The sequence below is a fragment of the Burkholderia sp. AU44665 genome, from assembly GCF_030504405.1.
Taxonomy (GTDB): Bacteria; Pseudomonadota; Gammaproteobacteria; order Burkholderiales; family Burkholderiaceae; genus Burkholderia; species Burkholderia semiarida.
In genome coordinates, this window is the sequence record NZ_JAUJRI010000012.1 from 54,281 (window position 1) to 75,424 (window position 21,144).

Genomic DNA, 21,144 nt, shown 5'->3' on the forward strand with positions numbered 1-21,144 from the left:
CCACCGTTGTTGCAGGCCAATCTGTTCACTCTGCATAAACTTCGATGCAAGACACTCAACAACGTGACGCCGTCGATGTCTTTGTCGGCGTCGATGTCGGTAAGCGCCACCATCACGCCGTGGCACTCGATCGGAACGGTAATCGCCTGTGCAACAAGGCGCTACCCAACGACGAGGCCAAGCTACGCGCCCTCATCGCCGAACTCGAGACTCACGGTCGACTTCTGTTCGTCGTCGATCAGCCTTCCACCATCGGTGCGCTTCCTGTAGCCGTCGCCCGCGCCGAAGGCGTACTCGTCGCCTATCTGCCCGGACTGGCCATGCGCCGCATCGCTGATTTGCACACTGGCGAAGCAAAGACCGATGCCCGCGACGCCGCGATCATCGCCGAAGCCGCTCGCTCGATGCCGCATACGCTGCGCTCGCTTCGACTGGCCGACGAGCAACTCGCCGAACTGACCATGCTCTGCGGCTTCGATGACGACCTCGCCGCTCAGGTCACGCAAACCAGTAACCGCATTCGCGGCCTGCTTACCCAGATCCATCCGGCGCTCGAGCGTGTTCTCGGACCGCGCCTTGACCATCCAGCGGTACTCGATCTGCTTGAGCGCTATCCGTCGGCCGCCGCGCTTGCCGGCACCAGCGAGAAGACGCTCGCCAATCGCCTGACCAAGTTCGCTCCGCCCATGGGCAAAGGCTTGGCGGCCGAAATCGTTCAGGCACTGAGCGAACAAGCCGTGACCGTGCCCGGCACGCAAGCCGCCACCATCGTCATGCCCCGTTTAGCCCAGCAGCTTGCGGCATTGCGTAAGCAACGCGACGAGATCGCTGCCGAAGTGGAGCGATTGGTGCTTGCTCACCCTCTTTGGCCGGTCCTAACCAGCATGCCGGGAGTCGGCGTCAGGACCGCCGCCAGACTCCTGACCGAGGTCGCTCATAAGGCGTTCGCTTCGGCGGCGCATCTGGCGGCCTACGCCGGCCTCGCGCCGGTTACCCGGCGCTCAGGTTCATCGATACGCGGTGAACACCCATCCAGACGCGGCAACAAGGTGCTCAAGCGCGCCTTGTTCCTATCCGCCTTCGCGGCCTTGCGGGACCCAGTCTCACGAGACTATTACTCGCGCAAGATCCAGCAAGGCAAGCATCTGCGACGCCCCAACTACAGCTCACATTTCCTTGCACCTTGATCAGCCGCTCTCACACCAACGCGCTGGCACCCATACCAAGGGTAAGTGCCAGCGCCGCCCTATCGAGAACCGGATGGTTTGTCCTTATTGCCTTCCGATCCCGTATCCGTTCCCGGCTGGGGGTTTTCGGCGGGCCGTTCCGCGCCTTCACGCCACCCCTTAGCTGCCTCATCGACAAGCGCCCGAACTTTACCAGCCGGAGGCCCACTGTCGGTAGCCTTCTGAGAATGCTCGCCCGACGCCTCGTTACCTCCGTGCGGGCTAGCGCCCGTATCGTGAAATGCACCCCGTATCGCTGCAGATCGAATCCGATAACCTATCGTAGTTTCGACAATTTTTTCCGCAATCTCATCATTCGAATTTTTCTTTCCGACAGGAAGATCGAGCGCTTTCGCGACCACCGTTAATTTTTCCTTGGTCGGCGCCATCTGTTTCAAAAGCGCAACTCCTTCGTCGCGAGCTTTCAACACACGTAGCCTGCCAATAATTCCGTCGATTGCGCTGCGCGCAACTGTATTAACATCATCACTTCGTCGCCGCGCGCCGCCAGAGCGTGGCGCAAGCAATGGCCCACGAGATTCGTCCAATTCCTCAAGCTCATCATCGCTCAAGGCTTCCAACTCGCGTGCAAACCGCCGCAACAACGAGGCGAGAATTTTCGCATTAGTCTTTTTCATCTCAAATCCTACAACCCTAGTTCACTACGGAACTGCACAACAAAATCTTCAAACTCACTGACAACTCTATCGTGAGTCTCATTGTCGTATCTATTTAAAACAACAGGAACCCCCACCTGCGCGGCATCCGCATATATTGTTTTATTTTCGCGAAGAGGCTGATCAAAGACAGGAACCCCCAAACTCTTCGTCTGCGCAATAAACGGCCTCAAGTGGCTGTACGGTTGTCCACTGTAGAAAGATACCATCGTAAATACAACCCCCAGCACCTTCGGGTCCACCGTATCAACCTTAATACCCAAATCTAGCTGGGCATAATCATTGTAATCACCCACCAACTCATTCAGATTTCGGATCAGATAATCTATACCCAATGTCGAAAGATAGTCCGGCTTCGCCGGAATCAAGATATGATCACTTGCAAGAATTGCGTTCTTCGTAGTGATGTTGAAATTCGGCGGACAATCCATCAGGACAATATCGAACTGCTCCGGGTCTAGCGAACTCAGTCCCTCGATAAGTCTGGTATGCACTCGAAGAAAGTTTGCTTTCGATTGCTTTAAATTTGCCCCGCCAAGCTCTGTCGCAAGCTCCAAATCCACATTGATAAGCCCCAAATGCGAAGATATCAGGTGAAGACTCCCACCATTCCCATTACTTATTTTAGGCTTAACTCGATCGGGCTCAAAAATCAAACTCTCCAACGAGAATGAGTTTCCGGTCGAAAACGAATCAAACCATGATTTAATGGTGCGAGATTCCGCATAATTTTCCTCCCACTCCTCCGGCCTAATAAAAGAAAAAGTTAGGTTGGTTTGCGGATCAAGGTCAATCAACAGCACCCTTACACCCTCAAACGCAAGTTGTGCAGCCAAGTTCGCAGTAGTCGTTGTTTTTCCAACGCCACCCTTGTAATTGATAACTGATACGGTTTTCATATTTTCCCCCGATATTTAGAATCAAAGACCGCACACGCTGACAACTTGAGCCATGGAATACCAGCTTTATCGACAACTCCCGCAACGTACCCCCGTCGCGCGGGCAGTGCCAAGTGGGCCGACCACTCGGCCACAAACACTGGACGACCGGCAACGCAAGCCCTTGCCAACATACAACGATACGCCGACCATTACTAGCCAAGACGCGATTGGATCCATCAACACATGACCTTTGCGGGCCATCCAGAGATGGGAGTCCCCGAGCGAGGCGCTAGCGAACGACAGTAATTCACGGCGGCAACCTTTCTGGTAGACGTCGAGAATGGAGCGCTAGAGTGCTATCCTGTCGCGCCGAAGGTGCCACCGAGAAAAAGACGGGGTATGGGATGGATAAATGCGTTTTCTGCAACAGCGATTTACAACCTGGCAGCGAAGAACACGTGTTTCTTTCAGCTCTGGGCGGGCGGATCGTTACCTACCGAGCACTTTGCGGGCAGTGTAACAACGCCTTTGCAAATGCTCAGACAGGAAAAGTGGACGATGCCTTGGCGAAGGGATTTGAGGAGATACGCAACGGCCTAAAGGTCTGGTCTGGTCGAAATGGGCCACCCCCTACCCTGATCAACGCGGGAACAACGCCTGAGGGGATCGAATTTGACCTTGCTCCCGGCTTCGTACCGGTTGTTCGTGCCGGTCGGCTGCCGGACCAGCTCTCGGTCGGCTCGGAGCATACACTGGTCGCACGCGACGAGGCCGACGCCAAGCGAATGCTCGACATCTTAGCGAAGCGCGGTATCTCAGCAAAAGTTTCTAACGCTACGCATGTACAGCAGAAGGTGGGACAAGTACACATACGACCTTTTTTCGATGGTACAAAAGTTTGGAGATCCATCGCCAAGGCGGCAGTTGTAAGCTTTGTCGTGCTATATGGCAACGAGCAAGCAAGGCGGTTCGTATCTCCTGAGTTGCGGCGAGCGGTACGACATGGAACTCCCATCATCGCTAACTTCGCGGGCTGGGATTTCGCGAATGAGTGGCCTGTGTTCGTTAGTCTGGAGCCGCATCCAAAGACACCTCAAGCGCAGCCATCAGGATTCGAACATTCCGTCGTTATCGCCGATGTCGGCGAAAATAGTGTGGCCTACGTTACGCTTTTCGGCGGCTTCCGCTTTTCGGTTGTCCTCGGTACCAGAACGCATCTACCAGTGCGCGGGGTCGCGATAAATCCACGCGCGCCAAGACCCGCAAGATTCATCGTCAATGCTCGCGCGCCTGAGAGGTACACACCGAGGTACGACGGATCGTTTGCGTCTGAGCATGCGCAGGTTCAAGAGGGGATCGAACAGGCGTTCGGATGCGCCATGCGGAAGTGGCAGGAAGAGGCGCACGCCAGCTACGCGGAAGAACTCGCCAACGATCTGCGTGCCCGAATAGAAAAAGCCGGGGAAGGCGAGGCCGCTAGGACATTGGCAATCAATGAATTTGCGATGAAATTGGCTGAAGTTGAACTGGGTAGTAGCTGGTCTACTGACTTGGGCAACGTCTTCATTGAAGATGATCAGTAGAAGGTTTGCGCAGGCCGATGATGTGATTTGCATCATCGGTCGGTAAGTGACCGGTAACTGAGCGACGCCGACGCTCCAATGTCCGGCCTACGAGATTATCGAATGACACTATTTGGCTGAACTGAGTCAAACGATCTGACGCGGTCTGTTTGGTCTAGTTCAGCCTTATACAGCTCAGGCAATCCATCCCGCCAAGATGCTGGTGCCAGTGACCGCACCCAAGAACAATCCGACGCATTGCGGACCGATCGCCCAGCACATCCTCGTCCAAATCGCATCGGAGATTCCGCCGCTTGTCACGAGGATGTCCGGTCGGAAGATTTTCCGTACGCCATCACCCAGCCTCACGCCAATATAGCCGAGCCACGCACCACCGAACCAGAGAAAGAGAAACTTGAGAGCAGGATGGCTTGGATGTTGAGGCATGTACACACCCGTCGCCAATAGCGCGACAAATAGCGCGACGATGATCCAAGCCGCTGTTCCCCACTTGCTTCTTCGAATCGGGGAAGCGGTTTGGGCTTGAGTCGTCGTGGCGGTGCCCGCCTGGTCTCCAGAAGTATTCATTGAAAGCCCCTTTGCAGTTTTGGATTGACGCCCGCTGTCGACGCGACGCGGGGTGACTGTTTCGTGAAGTTCCGCTTGGTTCTTGCCGGTCTACCGCCGTCCGGCGGTCGGAAGTGTATCGTAAACATGTTGCTTATAAGATTCATTTAATAGAGGTTTGCAAGACGTGGTTCTAAAGGCGTCGGAAAAGCATGCTGTACGCCATGAGTACCAAACCGAGAACCCGTGATCGGCGTAACGCCGTGGCAACTGCTATCGGCAAGCGAGTGAAGGCGTGCCGGATCGAGGCCGAGAAGTCTCAAGAAGAGTTGGCCTACGAAGCTCGTCTAGACCGGACCCGCGTCAGCGCGATCGAACGGGGCATCGGTAATCCCACGGTGGAGACGTTGGCGACCATCTGCTACGTGCTTGGGATCACGCTCGCGGACCTATTCGAGCCGCTGAAAATGGCACTCAAGCCAACAGATGAACACCGAGGCGAAGCACCGCAGCCGAGACGCCGTCCTCTGCGGTAGCTGCATCCCTCTGCAAACACCGTCATTGCATGCAGTTGGAGTCGTCACGTTCGGCTGCGATTACGGTAATGCGAACCGTCTCGCCGAGCCGATCGTCGTAATGCGCGGCGAGCACAGAGCCCGCATCGCCCGTGGTCGCCTCGCAGATGGCGTATGCCGCGGCAGCAACTTCTCGGAGCCGAAGGGATTCCGCACCCGAAACCATCACGAGTAGGCCACCCGCCATCGAAAGCCGGTCGGAACCAACATCGTGAATCGCCTGCCGGGCTGCGTCCTTGATACGATCCGGGCCACGTCCTTCGCCGACACCAATTACCGCTCCAGTCGTGCCGGTGAACGCCTCTCGCACATCAAGGAAATCACTTCCGGTCGGGATCTTCCATTCCGACAAATCCGGCTGCGTCGCCCGCATTGCCGTCACGTAGACGTCGACCAGGCAGTACAGCACGGAAGGGTGAGGAGATTCGGGAACGAACACGACCGCGTCAGCGCAGCGTGCAAGTTCCGTCGCGACGGTTCGAACAAGATTGCCTGGAGGCATTGGCGGTTGAGCCAGCAGCGCAACGACGAGTGTACCGGCCGCTCTTGCGGCTGCGCTAACGACCGCCGAGACCCGCAGCGCATCCGGTTCGCCGGTGGCTGCAATGACGATTACTGCGCTTGCCCCCTCGAACGGTACGTGACCGGCAACGAGTTGCCCGTCGTCGGACAAAACCCCGTTCGTTGCTTCGACCTGCTGGAATGTGATGCCGTCATCGACCCCGAGCCGGTAGTAGAGGCCGGCGGCCAACCCGCCCCCAACTTTTCCTACACCAACAATATGGACCGGCGAATGACCGTGCCCGTGGTCGATTGAACGCCGCGCCGGCCATCTCTCGAATTGGATTCCGTCCGTTGTAGTGCACTTCTGTATGGTGGTTGCAGACATTTTTCTGTTTCCCCGGATGGCCGCAGGCACGTGCCCTTGGTCTGTTTGTACGGTTAACATATCAAATAATGAATGGTTTGAGCGATGGTATTTGCTGCGTTGAGGCGGCATCCTCTTGGTCATGAAAGCACCCGCCCCGCCCACTGAAGAACGCAACCCCATCACCGTCGCCGTCGGAAAGAGGCTCAAGGAAGTCCGTCGCCAGGCTGGGAAGAGTCAGGAAGACCTTGCCCATGAGGCGTCGGTCGGCCGAGCCGCGATCAGTTCGATAGAGTCGGGTGTGACGAACCCGACGGTGCTGACCCTCGCTGCGTTGTGTGGGCCGCTCGGCATTTCGCTCGCAGAGTTGTTTGCGCCGCTGACGATGACGTTGGAAGACAAGGACACACGGCGCGTCAATGCCGCCAAGCCACCCAAGATCGAACGCTCACGATTGCGCTGACGCTGCACTACGGCGGCCGAGCATTCCTCTCTGCCGCTGTTGCAGATGACCTGATCGACATTGCGCCGGTGAGCACGACTTTCCGTTGATCAAACCCGGTGACGTATTGGGCGTTTCCACTCAACCTGCCGCGGTCGGCTGCTGTCCGTGTCAACCGCGCGTTGTAGGCCGCGAGTACAGGCTCGGCTTCGGCAGAATCGACTACCAGTAACGTATGTCCGTCGAAGGTCGCCCCGATCTTTCGCCCCTCAATACCGACGGCCAATACTGCGTGCAGGGTCGCGCGGCGTGACTGTCGAAATGTCAGGATCACCGGCCGACCGCGCATCACTTCTCGTTTGCTGAACCGGAAAACATCTGTGTGCGTTCCCTCGAAGCAGGCTGGGCGTAATCCCCAGTCGAGTTCTCGAATCAGCGCTTGCAACTCTTCGAGCGACACGCCGGAGAGATAGAGCGGCTGTGCACGACGCCAGAATTCCGCTTCCGGGGCGCTACGACGCGACGACACATGCAAGGGATCGGACAAGAACCCAAGCATGGCAAGCGCCATTGCTGTCGCATGCCACGCGCAGCCGCCGTCCCAGCAACCCTGAAACGAAAATGCTGGAGCATTCGAATTCGCGAGGGTGAGACGTCGGCCGGACTGAAGAGCCGGATGGAGTTGCTGCACGGTGGCCTCCATCGGGTCAGTATTCGAACGGTAACAAGAGGGTTGTCGCCCGCCGATTGGCTTCCGTGATGATCCACAGCCGTTCGCGACGATCGCCCAGCTCATACGCAGACAGCAGGCGCGTTCCATGCGTCACCGCGAGATCGTTCGAGCGAGCATCGGCCGCGTAGACGACACCCCAATCACCTCTGCTGTGCCGCCGAAGCAGGCCATTTGCGTTGGTGCCGGTTCGATCGAGAAGATCGAGCGCACCCGGTGTGGCAACAACCAAGCCAAGAGGGAACAAAGGTTCACGACGATGCGTATCCATAATTAGGTATCCAGAATAATTAAGGCGAGCGAAGGCACCGAACTGATGTTCGGAAACAATCTCAAGGGTGGAAAAGACTGAAACGCGAGGCGATATAGGGGCGTTTCAGGAAAGCGAGGTGCGATGAATGGGACCGCGAGAGCCGTTGAAGGCGCGATGCCCAGGCGGAGCACGTAAAACGTGCAGGCAACCACGAGGCAGTGAGGCAGAACTAGAGATTTTCGCTAAAAATCGACCAAAAACACCCCAGAACGACTCTTCGGCACGGAAAATGTAGCACAACCCGACCAAGATCGATAAAAGGGATCGAACAATCACCCTCGAATCGGTAATTTTTACTTTTTCGTGTCTTATGGCCGGTCTCGAACGCTCCGGCGGTACCGGAAATGACCCTCTGACTTATTTTCCGGCCCGTCAGGGGCTCCGATTCACCCTAGATAGGGTTTGGGCATGGGTACGGCCATGCGGCGGCGCTATGGGCCGAATTTTTTCGGCGAAAGAATTTTGTAATGTCTGAGCGGTGCGGCAACCGCCAGATGGGACCGTTGCGGGGTGAAAAATGGGTACCGGTGCTCATTTTTTGAGCAAAACAGGCTGCCTCGAGCACTTGGCAGCCCGAAATATAGGCTAACGCCTTTATTACCTACCCGAATCAGACGCTGGAATGCCAAAACGAGGCTCGACATCATTTTCCAGTCCCATGAGATTCATTCATGCGACGCCGAATCAAGGTTTCGACGACTTAACTGCCTCATAACGATGCTTTCGCCTCGTTTTTTCCAGAGTAATCTGCGACAGGTACTGACATTGAGCGCACCAGTTGCCGGCTGACGAAACCTGCCGGGGCCTCGCCCACCATCGATGACCGCGCGCGCACTCCCATTCGAGCTTCGAATTGTTGTCGACATAGTGCTCAGATACGCACATGCCGCCCCGGTCCGCGGCAATCGATCGCATCAATTCGATGCCCTGCCGTTGCCTGTCTTCGGTACGACATGCCGGACACCAGTGCCCCTTCAAGATTTCTGTACCCCACGCCATCCACTCGTGTCCCCGCTCGCACTGAAATGGGTAACGAGCCTGGATACGTTGATACCGGAGTGCGAGACATCTGCCCCCGTGCTCTGCCGCCTTCGCTTGCAGCTTCGCAAGTCCGTCCGGCATTCGCTTACGATCCGAAGAGCATTCGTGACACCACGCCTTACGCAAGACGTCGTAGCCCGCGGCCTCCCATTCGTGCCCCGAAGCGCATCTGAATCGATATTTCGCCATCCGGCCATCGTAGACGGTCGACAAGCACTCGCCACCACGCTCTTGCGCACGATCCTGTATTGGCTTCAGCCCACCTTGATATCGACGACGCTCAGCCCGTCGTTCGGTTGAACACTTTGCACACCAATGATCGGCCAAGACCGAAGCGGCAGTGGCCTCAAACTTATGGCCGGCCGCGCAGACGAAGCGGTAGCGCGCGTTTTTTCCACGATATCGCTTACTCAGGCATTGGCCTCCAGCCGAGCCAGCAGTCTCATGGATTCGAGTCAGCGTCCGCTCAACCCAACATTGATGACATACCAGCGGGCCGCGCGCTCCACGGGTGAGGCGCCCAAGGCTTGCTCCCGACTGGGAGGAAACATGACCGATCTCGCAACGAAACCGATACTGACTCGATACACCGCGCCACTCGCGGGCCATCAGCGTGAATCCTGCCGCCGCGAGGTAGGCACGAATTCTTGCGAGACGATCATCACTGGTTGCCATAAAGACTGCACCCGTTACCAATAACAAACCACGTGCCACTCCACAATCCGGCCCGGCATAGGTGTCAGGCGCGGGGCGCTAAACATCTGCGAGCGCTGATTTCGATACACAACCAACGACATTTGTCGACACGTTGGCACCTTGTTTGATCTCAGGATCAAACGAGACTCGAGATCAGGTGACAGCCGCACGTGGCGCGATGGCCGTGCCGTGCGATCGGAATACCGTCGTCCGTCATTGACGGATCGCCTTCGACGATGATGTTGGACGACACTTCGGGATGCTGCGGGCACGACACGCGATCGCCCTTGCGAGCGACGTAGCGGCCGTCAAAGCGCATCGTCGTGGAACCCGTTTCGACCTTACCGCCGTGATCGGTGTCGTCTCCGATACGAATTAAATTCATCACGTTAGCCTACTATTTCCCGAGAAGTGTTTTTAAATAATCAACTCGCTGTTTTGTTATCGTGGCAAGGCAATCTTTCGTGATTAGACCGGAGCCGGCGCCTTGGGATTGCGACGCCTCGGCTGCGATATAGCCATTGCACTGCTTGTCCCGGTAATTGAGCCACGCCTTCTGAGATTGCTCAAACTCATTCTTGTACTGTGTGGCAGAGTACAGTTTTTGATAAATTGAATTGAGTTCTTTTTTTGATTTATCCAGGGATTGGTTGGTGCAGGATAAGTCGTCGTATACGTTCCCGCTATTGACGCATGCATCGGCAAAAGAGGTTAGAGGTAAAATAAAAAATACAAGCGAGATGATTTTTTTCATGGCTTCATAAAAATTATTGATTGTATGATTCTGGAATTACTATAGTAAAAGGCTCCGGTCTAAAAGGCATTAGACCTTCCGTTGTTCCATGTACATGAACTGCGCGTCCCGATCCGTACCTATATCCGGTAATGCTTGCTTGATGGACAACATCTTCAACCCATGCTTTTGTTGCGTCCGTAGCCTCGTCTAAGGCATATGGATTTGCATAGCTGAGATTGTTGCCGACGAGAGAAGGGCCACCATTTGCTCTATCTTGCAAATGAGCAATAACCATGGCTCTTACCCTTGCAGGGACTCTGCTCTCGGGAACGTTTTGCACTGATCCATATGCACCCGCTCTCGGGGCGTTAATGTCTGAAAACTGCCACCTATCATTAATTACGCCTCTAAAAGTGCTCCAGTTTTTGACGCCGGACATCACTCTGTTTATGATGGTGTCAACGACTGCGCCGGCCTGATTGGCTAAATTTTCATCATTTAGACTGATGGCAACCTCTGTTGCTGTAACTTTAATCAGGTCTTCTACGTCTTGTTCAGACAGTCGGAGAATTCTTGTTGGATCGCCAATTCCGGAATTAATGAAATTGCCGATCAATCCAATCGGATGAAAATGCCATGGGTTCGGCTCACTTGGGAACCCGTCCACTTTTTTTTCGACGACCTGTTCCCACCACTGCAGTTTTCCGATTCGCTCAATCTCGGCCTTCCATAGCCACAGCAGTTTCTTCATTAGCGGCGACAGCGCTTCCCACTTTCCCAAGCCGCCCCCCCATTCGCTTTCGCAGCGTACTACAAGATGGGAGAGGGCTTCGGCCGTCCACTGTGTTTCCTGCGCGTGCTTCAGCTCTTGTGCTGTCACCTTCCCGTCGTGGTTCGCATCAATTGCCTTCTCAAGCTTCGAGATGAGAGGGCTTGCGTTCACGGTTGCCGCGCTCGTTTCGAATTCGGTTTTGTCTTCGTCGGCCAGAAACTGCTCGGCGACGTGGATGTAGCGTTTGAACATGTCGACAGGTTTGATGCTGCTGTTGTCGACCAGTTCAAAGCCGGGCCAGTCCCACGGTCCGCACATCCGAACCAGTGGGGGATTTTGCTCGCAGACCCATCCGGCTCGAGTGCTACCGTCCTTCGTGCCGATAGTCACGTAGTACCAGCGCCGCCCCTTGTCGTCCTTCGCGACGTTCGCGTCACCGTTCTTTTCGAGGTCGACTCGTCGAAATACATTGCGGAAATCTGCGCCCGGCCCCTTCGCGTTTGAGAGGCTTAGCGGGAAATCCTTCCAGCCTGGCACGATTGCCGTCGCGGTTGTATTGGCGAAGTCACTTTCGACCCATACAGGTGGGCCGGCGTCGTTGAACACGGGTTTCGCATGACGACCGCCATGTACAGGCGCTGCCGTTTTCGGTTGCACCTTGACCCACTTTCCTTTCCCGGCGGGGGCGACAGCGACAAGTTTGGTCCCGGGTTGCAGTTTCTGGTCAGGCTCGGGCAGGTTGGTCACCAGTAGCGCGCCCGGCGAGATTTCCAGGAACGTTTTTTCCGGGGGCCGTTCTTTCGCACGGGCCTGACTCTTCTTGACGAATGCTTCGAATTCGGGTCCAGCGAAAACTTCGAGATGCAGCAATGGCCGCGTCGGCTTCGGAGGAAGCAGCTTTGCGTCGGGGTAGCGCAGATAGTGGCCGAGCTGACCAATCACGTTGCCGGCCTTGACCGGATATGGCTCTTTTAGGACGACGACCGTATCCAGAGGCTTAGGGTCAACAATTATGTCTAGTTCCTTCTCGTACACATATCCATACGGAGCGTGTTGCGATACCGGTTGACCTACGACCGCGCTGGCCGGTGTGCCAGACTTGATTGTATTGATCTTTACCCAGCCCGGATTTGCTTTTGTCTTGTCGTCGGTCACGACCGTCAACTCAGACCCGCGCGGCAGGATGCCGATGATCTTTCCGTTAGGAAGATCACGGATGCGAAGGCCGGTAAGAGGAGGCTGAGGTGGGGGCGAGTCTTTCGTATTTGCTACCGGCTCGGGCACCTTCTTGAAATCGCTTTCGATGAACTCCCCAAGTACATCGCGATTACTTGGCACGGGTACCTTCGGTCGCGGCACTTCTTGTGGGTCTTTGGCCTTGTCGCCGACCCGATAGTAGCGGTCGCCTTCCCAATACGGCATCGGGTTCATGTTCAGCTTCGATGGATCAACCTGGGCGACTTTCGCCTGTTCCGCCGCTGATTGGTAGCTGTTGTGATCCATCGTGTGCATGTACAGGCTGAAGAACGTCAATACTTCGCCCGGTGCAGGCTTATTCGTGCCCGCTGCTGATGCCGGCGCTGGTGCCGATGCCGCTGTCGGTACTGATGCCGATGTAGCTGTCGACTTGGATGACGTCGCCGGTTGCGTGGCCGAATTCTTGGTTGTATCCGTTTTCGGGGGATCGGGCGGGGGCGGCGGGGGCAATTGCAGCCGATGGCGGACAAGTACGAAACCGGTCGAATACAGTGCGTGGCGGTCGTCTTGGTAGTCTTGTTCCGGATACTTACTATCGAGGCGGTACGCAACGACTTCGCCGTCGGCGATCACGCGGATACCGTCACCTTGCTTTAGTTGCGCCGCCGTATTTTGGTCGAAGTGGATGCCACCATGCCACATGCCGTTCGCGCCGAGCGGATAGAACCCGTCTTCAGCGACCGCTAGCGCCTTCATGTAGGTCATCGGATTAGTTGGGTCATCCTGCCCTGCTGGCGTGAACGGAAATGCCCACCGCAACGGTCGATATGGAGGTGGCGCAGATGTAGCCGGCGTCGCAGCGGGGGTGCTCGGCGCGGAAGCCGTTTTGGCCGGAGCTGCATGCTTGGAGGAATGGTGGCTTTTGCTCATGTTTCTCGGAATCTCTCGTTTTTGCTTTCGTGTCGCGACGGCGTGTTACGTTTCCGTGTCAGCCGGAGAAGAGCGAACCGCGTCCGCCGTCAGTCGAAACTGGCGTCGCCTTCAAAGGATCAAGCTTCATTCCGCTGCCACCACTCGGTTTATCCCAGCTCCCGCATTTTTCCAGAATCTGTCCGGTCGTCACGTTCTCGATCAGACCGCCCTTGATGCTGATGTACGAGCCGCCCGCGCCGATCCACACCTCCTTCGCGGCTGTCAGAATCAGCCGTCCGTCCGCACTTTCGATCTTCACGTCCTGCAGCCCCACCAGCGAGGCCGAGCCGCTTTGCGCCTGAATGTCTACCGGTCCCTTTGCCGCGAAAATCTTGATGCCGAGGTTTTGCGCGAACAGGCTGATCTTGTCGAGCACACTGACCAGTAACCCTTTACCGGCGGCCAAGTTGACGTTCTTGCCTGCAACGACGTTCGCGTGCTGGTTCGCCGTGACGTGCACCGATTGCTGCGTCGACGCGGCGATGCCTTCAGGACTCGACAGCAACATCACCGGCTTCGCAAAACCGTTCGCATTGCCCGTGCCGCCACCGGCAGTACGGCCGCCGCTGGCAGAACCGGCGACCGAGCGCTGCGTTGCGTCGGTGTACGACTTCAGCGCGGCCTGACCGTCCTGGAGGCTTTCGGCGCGGTTCGTTTCACTGGCCTTCGACACGGTCTCGAGCACGGCTTCCGCGCCAGCAAGCGGATCGGTGGCGGCCGTTACGTTCAGCGGCTGGGCGGTGGCTGGCTGCGTCGATACATAGAGCCCCTGCTCGGCGCGTACCGCGCCGTACGCGCCGGACTTCAGGTCGAATCCGTTGCCGAGGAACGAGCCGCGCGTGTTATCGGATTGTTCGATCAGGTAACCCAAATGTAGGTGAGAACTGTAGCTCGACGAGTAAAGGTGGACCCGGTTCTGACCAGTAGCGTCGTCCATGACGAGTTGGTTGAAGCCGTCGCCGCCGTATTCGCGAGACCGGAAGCCGGACAGCAGGCCGTGCGTGTGCCACACCGGCATCGTCGCGCCACCGTGCAGTCGCGAGATGATTACCGGCCGGTCGCAGTCGCCATTTACGAATCCGAGGAGCACTTGGTCATCTTTGCGTAACGGGAAGTAGCCTCCGCGCTTTGAGCCCGCGTCCGGCATCGCTGCGCGAATCCATGGCGTTGATTTCGTGTTGCGACCGTTCCGGCTATTTGACGTCCGGACCCGCACACGATTGCCGTCGTCTGTGACGATTTCTTCATCGCTGTCGGTTACGACAATCGCCGTCTGCAAATGCATTTCCGGCTTCTCATGCTCGAACGGGCTGCGGAACGGCGTCTTGCGACGTTGCGCTTCGATCTCGACGTGAAAAAATCCGACGCCGCCATCGCGGTGACTCACGGTCGTACCGGTCCCGGCCGCCTTGACCTGTTCGATCTCGCTGCGCAGGCTGCGCGGGAATCGCGTGAGCGCGTCTATGCCGGGCAAGTTGTTTTGGATCAACCAGTCGCTCGCGATGATCGACAACTCGCGCTCCTCCTCCGGCAACGTATCGAAGAGGGGATGTCCCGACACCTTGAACCAGTAGCCGGGCAATGCATAGCGCGGACTGCCGATCGCGAAATAGCGTTTTGCTCGCGAAGCCCATTCCTCGGTGCGGATGCGGGCCTGTTGTTGTCCAGCATCGGACTCGGCCCATGTCTGCGAGCCGGTATAGAGATACTCTTCGCCTTGACCGGGTAACTCATCCAGGTCAGCCGCTGGCGTGCTCGCCTGTTTATCGAGGTCAGGTCGCTTGTAGTCGGCGGTGCCGAGCGTCAGCGTCGCACTTTGGGCGTCCTGCTGTTCGCTCAACTGGGTAAGTCCGTCGAAATCCTCGTCGGTACCCGCGTGACTGAACTTCATCTCCGAATTCGGCAGCGACGGCCCGAAATACAGATCGTCCATCATGACGACCTTGTGCGACTTGCCGTCCTTCGCGAAATCGAAGCGCGGAAACACGCCGACTTCCTCAAGACTCCGGTGCACGAAATTCCAGTCGGTTTCCCACTGCACGCGGTGCGAATACGAGCGCATCGCCGCGCGCAGTTCCTGTCCATAGTTGCCGGAAGCCTGCGGATGTTTGTCGAATATGTCGGTGAGAATCTGCCAGCCGCTGGCTTCCTGCCAATCGCGCCGATCGCTGCTGAGCTTGAGGAAGCTTAGCCACGAAGAGAACTGGAGTTGAAAATACGAAACGGTTCCGTCATTTCCAAGGCGGCGAGCCCGCTGCACATAGCCATGGATCGGCAGATAGCCGCCATCGGTCTGCCGAATCCAGAGCGTGGCGGGTTGCAGCATCAGGGCGTTGAGCTTGATCTTGTCGCCCATGACGGATGAGGCGTCAACGGTTACCTCGAAATTGCGCCCAAGCCGCGCGTTGATCTTGACGTACAGTGGCGTGAGCCAGTCGTCGCCGAGCGGCGTGTCAAGTTTCACGATGCGATCGAACTGCGCGTAGCCACCGCGCAACACCTTCAGCAAAACTTCCCCGCTCATGCAGTCACCCCGTTTCGTGCAGGACGCGTCCGATCGTTAGCTAAACATCTAAACGCCGGGACTGCGTATGTGGCACGACACAAAATTACAAATAAATAACAAATATATTAAATTAAGCCTTCGTCCAGATGCCGCAGCCGATTAAAGAGGCAGGTCGCGGAATGTAGTTCGATAGCGCAAAGATCATACCAAAGTAAGTTCGGCACAATAACAGATAGGTGACGATTTTTGACCTTCTCCTCGATGCTATCGGTTGGATCGCTCGTTCTCAGATTTTTGTGTGTTTCCAATATCATGCGGCCCCAAATATAGAGTGATTAACTCGCTCGATAAAGGTGGAGCACATCATTGATGTGGATGTTTTCGCTCAGGCACGATCGGCGACAGCGAGTCATTGACCACAAATTCACTGAGCCGCGCTTGGGCGTCGGCAATGATGTAGGCGGGAAGGTTCAGCAATTGTTCATCGCGGAAGATGAGCACCTTCTGGATCGCGGCCATGCCATCGGCCGTAGTCGTGAATTTGCCTTCAGCCTTGCCGCGGACGGCGCAATCATGAAGTGCCGCTTCAGCAAGCCGAAAAGCATCCAGGTCGGTTCGCCCCACGGTCGCTTCGTGAACGTAGTACGCACCATAGACAGCGCCGAACAACTGAGCCACGGCCGAACCGCTGCCCTCGCCGTTCACGAGGGTATGGAATGCCATGTGATGTTCGATGGATTTCCGGCGAGCGACTGATGCCGCGAGAGGTAACAACATCTCTTTCGCCATCGGCCGCCGGGAGCGTGCTGGTCGCCGTGTGGTCATAGAGAGCAGATAAGGCGTTATCGGAGGGTCGTCGCGCAGCACTTCTACTATACAGAAGGCGAGAGGAGCCGCTATGGCCTTCGCGGCCCCCCTCTGGGTATCGAAAATTTTCACGGTCCGTCCCGCCAGCGAGCGGAAGCGGCGAACCAACTTCCGATACTTCAGACCATAATAACGGCACGTCGTATCACGAACATGACGACTGGTAGGGAACAGAGGTGTTCTCGAGCGAAGCCGGCATTAGTGATTGAGTTTCGTGCGCGATGCAGCGAGAGCGGTGGGCTGAAGCAACCGGCGAAGGTGTCGCAGTACGGCCAATTTCTGCCTCTCGCCTGAGCTGTGCAGTGGACACTTGAACGGCTGATTCACTTCCAAACCCGCCCAATGCGCGATGCGCATGTGGCCAAAGCCGACGTTGCCGAAGACCGGGTTCGCGTCAGCAATGCGGCAAGTCGCCGCCGGTGAGCTTCCCGCATGAGCAGACTCACGCTCGCGACCCATTGCGACCTTCGCCTTGTCGATCTCATCGTCCGCAAGCAGTCACTCTCTGCAGATTCGGAGGGCCGGCTATCGGTGCAACATTCTTCCCACAGCGACTTGGCGTCGATTGTCTCGCAACAAGTCAAGAGTTTCCAGCCTGATTCGAACCGCACTACGAGATACACCGTACTTTTGCATCAATCGCCCCGTTATAAAATCGTAATTTTGTATGTTGCACGGCTGATCGTCCACGTACAGCGAGCCAAATCCTTTATCCGATAACCCGATTGTATGAAGGAGGTTGTTAAAATCAGCAATAACTTGGGCGCGCGGCAAGAGTATGCTTGAAGCCATGTAATTAGCTTGAAATTCGAGGCGTGAAATTGCCGCGTCATTCAGACCTGCACGGTGTAGAACGAAGTCGTCGTTATCACAAGATTCGCTTACCAGATATCGACCGTGATCAAGGAAGTAGTGCGCCATCTCGTGGGCCAATGTGAACCGCTCTCGGCCTCGGTTTGGCTCCTGTTGCGCGTAGACATCGATAATCGGTGGATCAAACGTGATGCGTCCTAGTGCATCCTGCCCTGCGCCCGAATTGACCGCTGGGTGGTTCAGCCGCAACTGGAGTCCAGTTCGTTCAGCCTCCAGCCTGCAGATTTCTTGAAGCGCGACTTCACCGTCGGCGTAGCCGATTCTCGATAGGACGGATGCACCCATCTCTTCAATTGCTCCTTTTCCAACGAAAGCGACTTCCTCCGAGTCGCGTCGTAGGTTCTTCAATTCTCCTATGGCTACGCCCGGTGCCGATGTAAGGTCAGAAAAAGCATCATCAATAAATTCCCACAGCGAATTAGTCAGCCGCCTAGGCGATTGAAAATAGAAATCGAACGATGAGCTCTTGAATGTTTCGTCGGAAAGTCCCAGTTCAACATTCTCACTGGAATCAGCGTTTCTTCGAACTGTCGTTGACGGTGAGCGCCTCAATTCCCATTTAAAATTTTCTGGCCCGAAATAGCGTGCAAGGCCAATTCCCTTAGCCTTTGCAAACTCAAGAGCACCCCTTTGAAATGCCGCTGTGCTGACCACCACAGCCTTTGTGTTCGCGGCTCCGACTTGTTGAACCTTTGTGAAGAATTCTTCGATATCATCAACCGGTACAGCATGTGAGTATCGCTTACACTCAATGAGAAGCAGCATTGAATATTCCTGCGCCCCGGGAAAGTACAGTTCGATTGCAATATCAAAGACAATTTCCGAACAGCGATCGCGCGAATGGTAGCCTTTTTTTGAAAAAAGCTTGCAGCATTCTCTTTTAAACGGAAAGCGCTCAGCGTCTATTTCTGCTCGAAACAGATCAAAAACACGTCTCTCGAATTCGTCGCCAATCCGTGTTGTATTTTGCAGTGTGCTCATCTGACGAAATCCGAAGAGTGGGGCCGCCACAGTCTGATTCGGCGCAGCGATTCGAAGTATAGATGCGACTTTAGCGATTCTCTCGCGCGTCGGCAAATCATACGTCTTTGGCCATGAACGTCGGTGATACACGAGGGAGCTCTTCGGCGCACGTGTATGAGATATCGGACATGCAGAGCTCTACGGTCACCACTATTTCTCGATGCGTGATCCCGATGGCAACGGCATCAGCTGGTTTGACAGTCAGCGGTTCACCCCGTGCAGCATCTGCCAGCATCGGCTATTGCCCCCGGAGTAACGCCACTTCGCGTTGGAACGGCCGCTTTCACGAAATCTGACGGACCGTAATGGGGTGCGGATTCAACCGGTCGAGCAAGGCAGTAGAGAACGTCGATGCAACCGACGTCTAGCGCTTCTTGATCAAGCGTGCTGCACCGCCTTCAGTATGGTCGGGTGAGATACGGCATATTCTTTCGCCAACCCCCGCGCAGTAGCGCCTGCCGCAATCTTTTGCCGAATCTCTTCCTTCTGATCCGGCGTGAGGGCATCCTTGCGACCCAACTTCTTGCCATCGGCTTTCGCGCGCGCCAGCCCCGCATGTGTGCGTTCAATGAGCAGGTCCCGTTCGAACTGGGAAACGGCCGCGAGCACCGTCATGTGAAGCTTTCCGGATGCGCTGGTCAGATCGACACCCTTGAGCGCGAGGCAATGGACATGAACGCCAATCTCGGCCAGCCGCTCGACCGTCCCGAGCACATCGGTTGTGTTACGGCCCAGCCGGTCTAGCTTGGTGACGACGAGCGTATCGCCATCGTCTAGCCGCTCCAGCAGCTTCGAGAAGCCGGGGCGCTCGGCGGCTGGGACGCTGCCGGAAATGGTCTCCGTGATCGTATGGCGCGGCTGAATGGCGAAGCCCGCGCTACTGGCTTCTAGCAGTTGGTTGTCGGTAGTCTGCTCGGCCGTGGACACGCGAGCGTAGAGAAACGTGCGAGACATGATTTTCACCGGTAAACAAACGTGGAAATCATATTATACGGTAACCAATCCTCCGGGTCGGAATTGCTTACCACCGCAGGGGCGCTTCCCCCAGCGGTCAGAAACCGGTCGATTAATTACCGAATCGAGGATACCGCCACGTTACGGAATTCGTCGGTGAGTAAGCGCCAGCGGGAAACGTCGGCCGCAACTACGATGGCGGCCGAGAGACGATAAACGAATGGGGAACCGGCCGTTAGCGAGACGACCTCAAGTCGGTTTGGAGCAGAACCGGTTCTTGCAGTGGCGAGGCATGCGCGAAAACGCGGGCATGCATGGGCGGGGGCCGTAGCATGCTACGGCCCCCGCTAGTACAATAAGTGCCTACAGTCGAAATGCAACTTTCACTGTAGGCGATTGGGTCTTCTGATGGTCACTTTCGTCACCGGTCCTTTCCGCTTGATCAGGCCGACAAGCTCGGCTGTCCGTGCTGGACATAGTTGCACTGAAGGGCTGGACGGTCGCACGTCTGGCCCTTCGCCTTCCTGCTCGATCACGGCTTTGCCTGGGCTAGCGTTTGGATGAACGCACACAGACGATCTGCCTCGTCCTTCGTCATATCAATCGGGATAACAATTTGAGCCAAATGGCCCGGCCGGAGCGGAAACGGCAGCGCTAGGTTCGCGCCCGTTGACGTGCCGCCGATGGTCTTCGGGGCAGAGTGATCGATCTCGCCCCTAGCTTGATCTGGATTGGTCGTCGCGGCTGGCGTTTCCGCTGCTTGGTCCGGTTTGACCGTAGCCCTTTTTCTCTGCTCTGGCTTGTCGTTCTTACCATTGGGCAACCCACGCGAGGGCGCCTTGTAGTTGGTGGGGTCCGTCTTGTAGCTGACGAATTGCTGGATTACAGCCGTCACCCGCTTTTCATACGTCTTCAGCGATTCCGGGGACAAGTCGCCCGGATGCAAATTGTTGTACCTCAATACCTGAGACTTGACATCGATCTGCCGAACGTCTTCGTCATCGGGAACGTCGACGAGCAGCTTCTTGACCGCTGCTTTCCAACTGTTGCCGGTGTTCACGTTCACCCAGCCTTTGCTGGTGATCATGTCAACGAACTGCAAGAGACCTGACTTGGTAATGACTTCCATCTGGATTCCCCTCATTAGATGGGATGGATATCTTGGATTGTACAGGCTATCCAGATTTTTTGTGGAGATTTTCCAGTGTTGTGCCGAACGACTAGATGGACGTCGGCGAGATGGGGCGACCTGTCAAAAACGGGGAATGCGGTTGTGCTGCTCCCAAAAATGGCATCCGTGCCGAGTATGGGTCGCTGGGGCTAAGAATCTAGAGCCGCGCTGAGGGCATCAATCAACGGGATTTTTGACGCTGGGGACGTGATCGTCGACTCCGTCGGTTTGGATTAGAGCCGGGGGAGCCGCGCGGGGTATCTAGCCAGAGCCGTCATGCGAACGACGGCCGACCGGCTCGCGAGGACACCCTTGCGAGCGCGTGCTGTTGGCGGTATAGTTTGCGCCTGCCGAGCCCCCTGCGGAATGCCGCAGTATTCCAGAGGTGGCTGAGTGGCTGAAAGCAGGGGACTGATACTCCCCAAACCGCGCAAACGGTTCACGGGTTCGAATCCCGTCCTCTCCGCAAAGCCCCCGTCCGCAAGGCGGGGGCTT

At 56.4% G+C, this 21,144-nt stretch carries 17 protein-coding genes, 1 tRNA gene and 1 pseudogene; 5 read left to right on the top strand and 14 right to left on the bottom strand.

What is annotated here, in order from left to right; all coding sequences use genetic code 11:
• Positions 1–44: 44 nt before the first annotated feature.
• Positions 45–1,142 (top strand): annotated as a pseudogene (locus QZM15_RS22885) (IS110 family transposase); the annotation flags it as partial.
• A gap of 104 nt (positions 1,143–1,246) precedes the next feature.
• Here QZM15_RS22885 and QZM15_RS22890 read toward each other — a convergent pair.
• Complete coding sequence (locus QZM15_RS22890) at positions 1,247–1,864, bottom strand: hypothetical protein (protein WP_302107297.1); 618 nt, start codon at positions 1,862–1,864, stop codon at positions 1,247–1,249.
• An 8-nt stretch (positions 1,865–1,872) separates the two neighbouring features.
• Complete coding sequence (locus QZM15_RS22895) at positions 1,873–2,802, bottom strand: ParA family protein (protein WP_302107298.1); 930 nt, start codon at positions 2,800–2,802, stop codon at positions 1,873–1,875.
• Between the two features lie 386 nt (positions 2,803–3,188).
• On the opposite strand from QZM15_RS22895, the gene QZM15_RS22900 reads away from it, so the two are divergent.
• Positions 3,189–4,367, top strand: a complete 1,179-nt coding sequence (locus tag QZM15_RS22900; protein WP_302107299.1) for an HNH endonuclease — start codon at positions 3,189–3,191, stop codon at positions 4,365–4,367.
• A 174-nt stretch (positions 4,368–4,541) separates the two neighbouring features.
• Here QZM15_RS22900 and QZM15_RS22905 read toward each other — a convergent pair whose 3' ends face one another.
• The gene (locus tag QZM15_RS22905; protein WP_302107300.1) at positions 4,542–4,934 is read right to left on the bottom strand and encodes a hypothetical protein; all 393 of its coding nucleotides are present in this window, start codon (positions 4,932–4,934) and stop codon (positions 4,542–4,544) included.
• Between the two features lie 191 nt (positions 4,935–5,125).
• Between QZM15_RS22905 and QZM15_RS22910 the strand changes: the two genes are divergently transcribed.
• Positions 5,126–5,449: a helix-turn-helix transcriptional regulator gene (locus QZM15_RS22910; protein ID WP_302107301.1), complete on the top strand. Its 324-nt coding sequence runs from the start codon at positions 5,126–5,128 to the stop codon at positions 5,447–5,449.
• 22 nt (positions 5,450–5,471) lie between these two features.
• On the opposite strand, the gene QZM15_RS22915 is transcribed toward QZM15_RS22910, so the two are convergent.
• Complete coding sequence (locus QZM15_RS22915) at positions 5,472–6,377, bottom strand: hypothetical protein (RefSeq protein ID WP_302107302.1); 906 nt, start codon at positions 6,375–6,377, stop codon at positions 5,472–5,474.
• 121 nt (positions 6,378–6,498) lie between these two features.
• On the opposite strand from QZM15_RS22915, the gene QZM15_RS22920 reads away from it, so the two are divergent.
• Positions 6,499–6,819, top strand: coding sequence for a helix-turn-helix domain-containing protein (locus QZM15_RS22920; protein ID WP_146978792.1), 321 nt, complete (start codon positions 6,499–6,501; stop codon positions 6,817–6,819).
• Between the two features lie 7 nt (positions 6,820–6,826).
• On the opposite strand, the gene QZM15_RS22925 is transcribed toward QZM15_RS22920, so the two are convergent.
• From QZM15_RS22925 to QZM15_RS22970, 10 genes are all read right to left on the bottom strand, one after another.
• A complete protein-coding gene (locus QZM15_RS22925) occupies positions 6,827–7,489 on the bottom strand; it encodes a hypothetical protein (protein WP_302107303.1) in 663 nt (220 codons plus the stop codon).
• A gap of 16 nt (positions 7,490–7,505) precedes the next feature.
• Positions 7,506–7,799, bottom strand: a complete 294-nt coding sequence (locus QZM15_RS22930; protein WP_302107304.1) for a hypothetical protein — start codon at positions 7,797–7,799, stop codon at positions 7,506–7,508.
• Positions 7,800–9,714: 1,915 nt separating this feature from the next.
• Complete coding sequence (locus QZM15_RS22935; RefSeq protein ID WP_124659564.1) at positions 9,715–9,966, bottom strand: PAAR domain-containing protein; 252 nt, start codon at positions 9,964–9,966, stop codon at positions 9,715–9,717.
• Positions 9,967–9,975: 9 nt separating this feature from the next.
• Positions 9,976–10,332 carry a lysozyme inhibitor LprI family protein gene (locus QZM15_RS22940; RefSeq protein WP_124659563.1) on the bottom strand — a complete coding sequence of 119 codons (357 nt, stop codon included), beginning with the start codon at positions 10,330–10,332 and terminating at the stop codon, positions 9,976–9,978.
• Between the two features lie 13 nt (positions 10,333–10,345).
• Positions 10,346–13,213 (bottom strand): hypothetical protein, encoded by a 2,868-nt coding sequence (locus QZM15_RS22945; protein WP_302107305.1) that lies wholly within the window; start codon positions 13,211–13,213, stop codon positions 10,346–10,348.
• Positions 13,214–13,271: 58 nt separating this feature from the next.
• Entirely contained in the window at positions 13,272–15,779 is a 2,508-nt protein-coding gene (locus tag QZM15_RS22950; RefSeq protein WP_302107306.1) for a type VI secretion system Vgr family protein, read from the bottom strand.
• A 345-nt stretch (positions 15,780–16,124) separates the two neighbouring features.
• Entirely contained in the window at positions 16,125–16,484 is a 360-nt protein-coding gene (locus tag QZM15_RS22955; protein ID WP_302107307.1) for a hypothetical protein, read from the bottom strand.
• Between the two features lie 669 nt (positions 16,485–17,153).
• The gene (locus tag QZM15_RS22960; RefSeq protein WP_302107308.1) at positions 17,154–18,482 is read right to left on the bottom strand and encodes an ImmA/IrrE family metallo-endopeptidase; all 1,329 of its coding nucleotides are present in this window, start codon (positions 18,480–18,482) and stop codon (positions 17,154–17,156) included.
• A 420-nt stretch (positions 18,483–18,902) separates the two neighbouring features.
• A complete protein-coding gene (locus QZM15_RS22965) occupies positions 18,903–19,478 on the bottom strand; it encodes a recombinase family protein (protein ID WP_302107309.1) in 576 nt (191 codons plus the stop codon).
• 532 nt (positions 19,479–20,010) lie between these two features.
• On the bottom strand, positions 20,011–20,607 hold the full coding sequence (locus QZM15_RS22970) for a hypothetical protein (RefSeq protein ID WP_302107310.1): 597 nt from the start codon (positions 20,605–20,607) through the stop codon (positions 20,011–20,013).
• 423 nt (positions 20,608–21,030) lie between these two features.
• Here QZM15_RS22970 and QZM15_RS22975 point away from each other — a divergent pair.
• A tRNA-Ile gene (locus QZM15_RS22975) sits at positions 21,031–21,115 on the top strand.
• Positions 21,116–21,144: the final 29 nt, after the last annotated feature.